General features: G+C 70.3%; 4 protein-coding genes. 2 read left to right on the top strand and 2 right to left on the bottom strand.

Annotated features, from left to right (window positions below; all coding sequences use genetic code 11):
• The first annotated feature begins 407 nt into the window (after positions 1-407).
• The gene (locus ACIBLC_RS36925) at positions 408-1,934 is read left to right on the top strand and encodes a glycosyl hydrolase (protein ID WP_399215815.1); all 1,527 of its coding nucleotides are present in this window, start codon (positions 408-410) and stop codon (positions 1,932-1,934) included.
• Between the two features lie 121 nt (positions 1,935-2,055).
• On the opposite strand, the gene ACIBLC_RS36920 is transcribed toward ACIBLC_RS36925, so the two are convergent.
• Together ACIBLC_RS36920 and ACIBLC_RS36915 are read right to left on the bottom strand one after the other, a co-directional pair.
• On the bottom strand, positions 2,056-3,135 hold the full coding sequence (locus ACIBLC_RS36920) for a hypothetical protein (RefSeq protein WP_399215814.1): 1,080 nt from the start codon (positions 3,133-3,135) through the stop codon (positions 2,056-2,058).
• A 306-nt stretch (positions 3,136-3,441) separates the two neighbouring features.
• Positions 3,442-6,333 (bottom strand): AfsR/SARP family transcriptional regulator, encoded by a 2,892-nt coding sequence (locus tag ACIBLC_RS36915; protein WP_399215813.1) that lies wholly within the window; start codon positions 6,331-6,333, stop codon positions 3,442-3,444.
• A gap of 622 nt (positions 6,334-6,955) precedes the next feature.
• Here ACIBLC_RS36915 and ACIBLC_RS36910 point away from each other — a divergent pair.
• Positions 6,956-8,548 carry an RICIN domain-containing protein gene (locus ACIBLC_RS36910; protein ID WP_399215812.1) on the top strand — a complete coding sequence of 531 codons (1,593 nt, stop codon included), beginning with the start codon at positions 6,956-6,958 and terminating at the stop codon, positions 8,546-8,548.
• The last annotated feature ends 57 nt before the right edge of the window (positions 8,549-8,605 follow it).

Here is an 8,605-nt window from a genome sequence, read left to right as displayed (position 1 = left end):
GTGGCGGACGGGCCCGGTCCCGCTCCGCTGCTGGACCAGGTCGACGCGGTGCGTGCGACCGCTCGGGAACGGGGCCCGCGGTAGCCCCGGCGGCCCGGGGGGGGGGGGGGGGGGGGGGGGGGGGGGGGGGGGGGCGCGGCCCCCCCCCCCCCCCCGCCCGGGTCACGCGACAACGTCGGCGCTCCTGCGGCGACAGAGCCCGTACCTTCCGCGTCGTTGGGCCCCGCTCGCCGGACGCTCTCCTTCTCGACCCTCTCCTTGACCTCGGTGAACCTTCCGTCGCGCGCATCCGTCGTGCCTGCGCAGGCGATCACTGGATCGTCGATCCGACGCAAGCCTGACTGGAGAGGCATTGCTGTATGCGCATCCGGGTACTTCTCTTCGCTTTCTTACTGGTCATTGTTGGTGTGTCCGGCACAGCGGCAGTGGTCCAGGCCCGTTCCGGCGGTTCCGAAGACAGCTTCGCCAAGGCGGGGGCCGCCGCTGAGCACACCGTCACCTTCCAGAACCAGACGAGCGGCCGCGTCTGGGTCGGTGCCACGGTCAACGCCGACGGCTCGACCCCGCTCGCCGGACTCCCGACGCTGGACCCGGGCCAGTCCGCCACCATCACCATCCCCGAGCGCTCCGGCGCCGGACACTGGCGGGGCAAGTTCTTCGCCCGACAGGGCTGCAGCGGCGAGGAAGGCAGTACGTTCCACTGCGCCGTCGCCGACTGCGGACCGTACGCCGACCGCTGTTCCCTCGGCGAACAGCCCGCCAGCCTCGCCGAGTTCAACTTCGACTCGGCCGACGCGCTGGCACCCTGGTACAACGTCAGCTACGTCAACGCCGTCTCCGTACCCATCACGATCACTCCCGACGGCGTCGCGCCACCGCAGAACGGCGGCGAATGCGCCGAGATGGGCTGCCCCGGTGACCTGTTGTCCGTATGTCCGCCGGAGAACCTGACCAAGGAGCAGGGCACCAACAAGCCGCTGGTGTGCGTCAACCCGAACCGGGACGCGAAGACCGCGTACAGCGACGCGATCAGCAAGCAGTGCCCCAAGGCGTACGCGTGGTCCAAGCAGGACGCCGAGTCGGGCAACCAGACCGTGCGCCAGTGCAGCAAGTGCAGCGGTCTGACCGTCGCCTTCCACGGCACGGCCGCCACCGGCAACCCCAACCCCGGCCCGACCATCGTCAAGCGCCCCGTCGACACCGCCGCGGCGCCCCACAAGGGCGTCGCCCTGAACCCCTTCGCCGGCACGGCACAGGCGCTGGCCGACTCCGGCTCGACCTGGTACCACAACTGGGCCTCCACCGGCGGCGACCTCGCCAAGCCGGCCGGTACGGAATTCGTGCCGACGATCTGGGGTTCCGGGTCGGTCACCGACGCCGAACTGGGCAACGCGGCCCGTGAGGGCAAGAACCTGCTCGGCTTCAACGAGCCGGACTCGCCCACACAGGCCAACATGAGCCCCGAACAGGCCCTGGACCTGTGGCCCCGGCTGCAGAACACCGGGCTGCGCATGGGCGCCCCGGCCGTCGCCGCCAACGCCGACGTCGCCGGCGGCTGGCTGGACCGCTTCATGCAGGGAGCGGCCCAACGTGGGCTGCGCGTCGACTTCATCCCCGTGCACTGGTACGGCGCCGACTTCGGCCCGGGCGCCGCGGGCCAGCTGGAGGACTACCTCAAGCGGGTCCATGACCGCTACCAAAAGCCGATCTGGCTGACGGAGTACGCCCTCACCGACTGGTCCCAGGGCGCCCCCCGCTACCCCAGCGAACAGGAGCAGACCGCCTTCATCCAGTCCTCGACCACCATGCTGGACGGCCTGGACTTCGTAGAACGCTACGCATGGTTCGCCCTGTCCACCCAGACCAGCCCGACCGGCCTCTACAACGGCACCGCGCCGAACGGCAGCGGCAACGCCTATCGCGCGGCGAACTGACGCGGGGGTGCCGCTCGTCGAGGGCTCCTGACGGGCAGGCATCAGCAGGACACGGCACGGGCCGCACCGGAGGAACGGTGCGGCCCGTGGCGTTCGAGCGGTGTGCGATGCCCGTACGGCTCTACTTGCGGCCCCTTTTCTGGCCGCCGACCGCCGCCGATGACGTGTGGTTGGGGGGCAGGACGTACTGCGAGCGGGTCTGCTCGCCCGACTGTGACCCAGGGCTCAGCTGGGGCAGCAGGTTCACCGCGGAGGTCTTCACCGGGTTCTGGTCCGAGCCGTTCGTACGCTCCGGGCCAGGGGGAGTCACCGAGTCTGTCGGCCGCTCTCTCTCCGACCTCAGCTCGGCGCGCCGTCGTTCGAAAATGGTCTGCGCGGTGAGGGCGTCGCCGTGATCGCCAGGCCCTCCACGCGCTGGATCCGCGCCCCGCATCATCCTGTCCAGAAAAGCCTTGTTCGACTGGTCCAGCAAGGGAACGGGTTCGGCGTCATCGATCAGGGACATCGTGTCCGACACGTCATCAAGCACGGACATCGTCTCCGACACGTCATCGCCCTCGGATTTCGTCTCCGACCTCGACTCGGCGTCCGACGTCCCCGGCCTTGTCCTGGTCGTGTCGTCGGACACCGGTGCCGTACGGCTGAAGCGTTCCTCGGCGGACGGGGGCAGCGTCAGGCTCTTCGCGAGCGGCGACATCGTCATCTCGGAATCCCGAGGCAGGAATTCCCGCAGTTCCCCGGCCAACGGCAGCCGGCCCTCGTCGTACGCCTTCAGGTACTTGGGGTTCTCGTCGATCAACTTCCACATCGCGACGGCGACTTCGCGGACCTTGTCCGGCGAAAGACTCTCCAGCGCCTGCCGCGCCGCGGAGGGCTTCCGCTCCTCCTGGGCGGCCGACGGTTCCCGCTCCTGGCGCAGCAAGGGCTCTGTCTGCTCGTCACCCGCCCAGGAGTTCGAGCGACCGTTTCCCCGCCCGGCCGAGGACGACTCCGAGCCGGCCGAGGACGACTCCGAGGAGGTGGACCGCCGGAACAGCCGTTTCAGGAACTCCCACATGTTGCGCCAGCGGGAGGTCTCCGTCTCCTTGAGCTGCTCGGTGATCAGCGCCTGTGCCAGAGCCGCCGCGGGATCGCCGTTCCTGTCGCTCGGGGGCGGTTTCGTCAGTCGGGTTGTGGGAGGAGGCGGGCTGGTTCCGGCCATGGCGCCCCTCTATTCATTTCGGGAAGGCGGGCACGAGGGACAACGGACCACGTGGGGGATCGGTTCACCGCCCGCGGACCGTGGGCGACCGCGGCGGGAAACAGAAGTTGAACCGTTTTCGCCTCTGGCACGTTTCGGGGTGCGACTCGTCGTGTTTCATGCGGAGGCCGCGGCGAGGCCACGACTGGAGGGTTTGTTGATGGGCGGCGCACGCGGGTTCGCGGGGACGGCTGGGATCCGTCCCCCGGCGGTGACCCTCGTGGGCCGTGGCTGCGGGAGCGGGATCGAGGGATGACATTCCCGGCGTCACCTCCCGGTCGCGGGATCCGGTCGGGTGCCGGACGGAAGGGCGCGGGCACCTTCGTCGAGGCTGCCGACCCTTCTTCGCATCTCCAGGGCGTCCGGGTGGTCGAACTCCTCGAAGATCGCCAATGCCTGTTTCCAGGTGGTGCGGGCCGACTCGAGCCGGCCGGCCGCGAGGTAGACCTCACCGATGTGGCCGAGGGTGTGGCCCTCACCCCAGCGGTTGCTGACGTCGCGATGCGTCTCCAGCGCCTGGCGGTACTGCTCCAGCGCCTCGTCATGACGGCGGAGCCGACGGTAGACTGTGCCGAGGATGTCGAGGGTGACGCCCTCGACCCAGCGGTTGCCGCTGTCGCGCAGGACGCGCAGCCCCTCCTCCAGGCAGTCGACGGCATCGTCGAACCGGTCGAGCCGCTGGTAGGCGTCGCCCAGGTTGGCCAGCATGATCCCCTCCGACCACACGCTTCCGACGATCCGGTAGACGGCCAGCGCCCGGCGGCTGTACTCGATGGCCTTGTCTATCCGGCCGCTCTGCAGGTAGGCGTTGCCCAGGTTGCCGAGGCACTGGGCCCTGCCCTGCGCGTCCCCGAGCTCCCGGCACAGGTTCATCCCCTGCCGGAGATGGTCGATGGCCTCGTCGAACCGGTGCATCTGTGTCAGGGCGGCGGCCACGTCCCCGAGGCTCCAGGCCTCGCCCCTGCGGTCGTGGACGGAGCGGGCGGCGGTGAGGCCCGTCAGGGCGGTGTCGTGCCAGTCGTGCAGATGGCTGCGGAGGTAGAAGAACCCCCACAGGGCTCCGGTCAGTCGCCACGCGATGCCCGGCCGGCCGGTCGCGGCGGCCTGGTGCACGGCGGCGACGAGGTGGGTCCGCTCGGCCTCGCACCAACTGAGGGCCTGCTCGTGCGTCGTGAACGCCAGCGGCTGGCAGTCGGGGGGCAGCGGCTCGAGCGGGACCCGTCTGCGATGCGGGGTGAGGAACGGGTAGGCGGCGTCCGCGGTGTGCAGGTACCAGGACAGGAGCCGCTCGACGGACTGTTCGCGCTCCTGCCGCTCCTCCTCGGCCTGGGCGCGTTCACTGGCGTACACGCGCAGCAGGTCGTGCAGGGTGTAGCGGCCGAGCTGGTGCTCGGCGAGCAGGTGGGCGCGGGTGAGCTCGACGAGCAGACCGCGGGTCTCACGCAGGGGGAGCCCCGCGAGAGCGGCCGCGGCGGGCGCGGTGATGTCGGGCCCCGTGTAGAGACCCAGCAGGCGGAACAGCCGGGCGGCCGGGGCCGACAGGGCCTCGTACGACCAGGAGAAGACAGCTCGTACGTCGCTGGTGAGGTCGCCGCCGGCGAAGGCGTCGAGGCTGCCGTGGCTGTCGCGCAGTTCCATGGCGACGGCGCTGAGCGGGAAGCCGGGGTTGGTGGCCGCGCGGGCGGCGACGATGGCCAGCGCCAGCGGCAACCGGGCGCAGTGCGCGATGAGTTCGTCCGCCGCCTCGGGCTCCGCCGCCAGCCGTCCCGCGCCGAGGCGGTTGGCCAGGAAGTCGTGTGCCTCGGCGGGTGCCAGCGGGTTCAGCGTCAGCGGACGCGCCCCGTCGTTGACGATCAGACCGGTGAGCTGGTTGCGGCTGGTGACGATGACCAGGCAGCCGGGGGTGCCGGGCAGCAGGGGGCGGATCTGTTCGGTGTCCTGGGCGTTGTCGAGGAGGATCAGGATCCGGCGGCCGGCGAGCAGGCTGCGGTAGAGCGCCGCCTGGGCGTCGAGGCCGGCGGGTATGCGGTGCGGGGGGACACCGAGGGCGTCGAGGAAGATGCGGATGGCCTCACTCGGCGGCACGATCGTGCCGGTCGGGTCGAAGCCGCGCAGGTTGATGAAGAGCTGTCCGTCGGGGAAGCGGTGGGCGATCCGGTGGGCCAGGTGCACCGCCAGGGTGGTCTTGCCGATGCCGGCCATGCCGCCGATCGCGCTGATCAGCACGGTGGCCGGGTATTTCCCGTTGTCGGGCAACAGTGCCTGGGCCTGGTCGAGTTCGGCGCGGCGGCCGGTGAACGTGGCCAGGTCGGCCGGGAGTTGGGAGGGACCTGCCGCGGGCGTGGAGGGCAGGACGGCGGGGGCCGCCGGCGGATCGGCACCCTTCGCCGACGGCGAGAGCTCCAGGGACGAGTCGGCCGCCAGGATGCGCTCGTGCAACTCCCGCAGGGCCGCGCCGGGTTCGATACCCAGCTCGGCCACCAGGGTGCGCCGCGTCCTGCGGTAGGCCGCGAGGGCGTCGGCCTGCCGTCCGGACCGGTACAGCGCCAGCATGAGCATCCGGCACAGTTGCTCCCGCAGCGGGTGCTCGCCGATCAGTGCGGTCAGCTCGGCGATCACGTCACCGTGGCGTCCGAGCCGTACGTCGAGATCGAGGCGGTTCTCCAGTATGTTCAGCCGCTCCTCGTGCAGCCGGGACCGTTCCGCCTCGGCCAGTGGGCCGGGAAGGCCGGCCAATGGTGTTCCCTCCCACTCGTCGAGCGCGGCGTGCAGCAGTTCCGCGGCGGCGGACACCTCGCCCGCGGCACGGAGCCGTTTGGCACCCGCGACCCGCTGCTCGAACACCCCCAGATCCAGGGCGTCCTCGGGAACATGGGCCAGGTATCCGTCCGCCGCCGAGATGACCACCTGCGGGGAACCGCCGGCGTCACGCCCGGGCTCCAGCACCTTCCGCAGACGCGACACATAAGTACGCAGGACGGACACGGCCGCCGTCGGCGGCTCCTCGCCCCAGACGGCGCTGACGAGCTCGCCGACCGTGACGGGGCGCCCACGCCGCAACAGCAACGCCCCCAGTACGGCCCGCTGTTGAGGTGAACCGAGGTCCAGTTCCTGGTCACCGCGCCATGCCCGGACCGGCCCCAGCACAGCGAAGCGCACCGAATCAGTTAAGCGTCCAGAGTTCTCGTATGCCGTGTTCACACCTTGAACGATGGGGCCAGATGGCCTCCGGGTTCCGCTGTTGCACGGAACCTGCCCTTCCGTTACATGTAACAGGCCCCTGAATACCGGCAGTTGATGACCTGCCGTGCTGGTGGGGAGGCTTCCGGGGGAAGGCTCGGGGAACCAAAGGGCACGGAGGTCTGCCCTTAAGTACCGGCCGGGGCGACGGTGTTGGCCGTGCCGCCCGCGTCGGCCGTCCCGCCTGTCGCTCGGGCCGACGTGCCGAGTACGCGGGCCGACTGCGCGGGCTGTCCTGCCGCACACGGCCGCGAGGGAGACCCGGGCGCGGCCGTCGCCGTTGTCGCGTTGCCACCCATGACGTGATCAGTTGCCACCCATGACGTGATCAACGGCCATACGGTTCAACGGCGTTCGCCGAGCGAGGCGACGGACTCCGCTTCCGGATCGTCGCCTGACGCCCACCGGAGTTGAACTGTTTCCCTCCGGAGCCCGTTGGGGGGTGCGGGGGCCGCTGTGTCGCCCTGTCTGTGGCCGCTCGCGGGCCGCGGCGGTCCCCGCACCGACGCCACTCGGACAGCACACAAGGGAAGGGGTGGGCATGAGCCTGGGCGAAGAAGACGACGAGCCGAACCGGGGTGCCGGGCCCTCCGCGCAGGGGGAGGGGGCGGGCGCAGGCCCGCAGGGTTCCGGCCCGCAGGGTTCCGGCCCGGCGACACCCGGGGTGATTCCCGTGATCGTCGCGGGCGACGGCTCGGCCTCCATCGACGGCATACCCGTACCCGTCATGGGCGGGGAATCGGTCGACGTCGCGATCCTCGACACACTCCACGGATACGCCCGCAACCGCGACACCACCGTGACGGCCTCGATCTCCGACCCCGCCGCGGGATACGTCGCCATCGTCGAGGTCGCACCCGACGGCTCCAGCCGACTCGTCGAACAACACCAGAACGACACCCCGGAGGACGCCGGGACCGAACAGCCGACGAGCCCCACCGCCGACCCGGTCGCACCGATCTTCGTGATCGACTCCGAAGACGGCCCCGATCCGGCCGCACCGCCGTCACCCAGGTCCGAACAGCCCCTGGAGCAGATCGACTTCTCCGACACCGATGACGACGACTTCGCCCCCGGCTACGACGCGGATGACGATGACGAGGAAGAAGCCGTCGCCATCGTGCCGGAGCGGGCAAGACCGCGGATCTCGGCGCCCACCCTCAGTGTCCCCAGCATCGGCCTGGGCAACGTCCGCAGCAACCTGGGCAACGTCCGCAGCAAACTGCAACGCCAGTCGGACGACGAGTACGAGCCGCCCGCGTTCCTCAAGCGCCCCCTGGGCATAGGAATTGCCGGCGTCGTCGCGGCGGCGGTCGTCATCGTCCCGCTGGTCATGCTCGGCAGCGGCTCGGGGGGCGGTACCGGGGACGCCGCGGGTCAGAACCAGGCCGCCGAGTCCTCCACCGTCAAGGACACGACGCCCCCGACCCCGCTCGAACTCACCCCGAGCTACTCGCCCTCACCCAGCCTCTCCCCCTCCCTGTCACCCTCGCCGTCCCGCTCCCCCTCGCCTTCGGCCTCTCCGTCGAAGAAGGCGAAGGAAAAGACGAAGGCGAAACCGAAGGCGACGTCCGGGCCGAAGGCGAAGCCCAAATCGACACCGAAGCCGAAAGCGAAGTCGAAGCCCAAGTCGACCCCCAAGACCACGAAGCCTGCCGGTATCCCCACCGGCAGGGTGCTGATCAAGAACAAGAAGTACGGCTTCTGCGTCGATCTTCCGGGCGAGGGCTCGGTCGGGGTGGACACCCGGGTCCAGGACTACCGGTGCAAACCGTCGGGCGACAACCAGGACTGGGTCCTGGACCTGGTCTCCAGGAGCGGCGGCACCGGCGGAGCCAGCCTGTACCTGATCCGCAACGTCAGCTCCAACCTCTGCCTGGACCTGCCGAACTTCGGCACCGTCCTGGCACAGACCCCGGTCAGCGTGTTCCACTGCCGGCCCGGCCGCGAGACGGACAACCAGCTCTGGTGGCTGAAGAAGCGCCCCAACGGCACGTACTGGATCCGCAACCAGAAGAGCGGCGACATGTGCCTCGACGTGGCCCGCACGAACAGGACGGCCGAGACCACCAACGTCACGGTCTACCCGTGCAACGCCCGCGACGACCACGAGTGGAGCTTCCCGAAGAGCTGAGGTGGCTGAGGGCGGCGGGCAAAGGACGAGCGGATGTGCGCGTGAGGCGCACATCCG

The organism is Streptomyces sp. NPDC050535 (assembly GCF_044457665.1).
Lineage (GTDB): Bacteria > Actinomycetota > Actinomycetes > Streptomycetales > Streptomycetaceae > Streptomyces.
The sequence above is the reverse complement of the archived record's forward strand: the minus strand, read 5'-3'. Positions and strand labels throughout refer to the sequence as shown.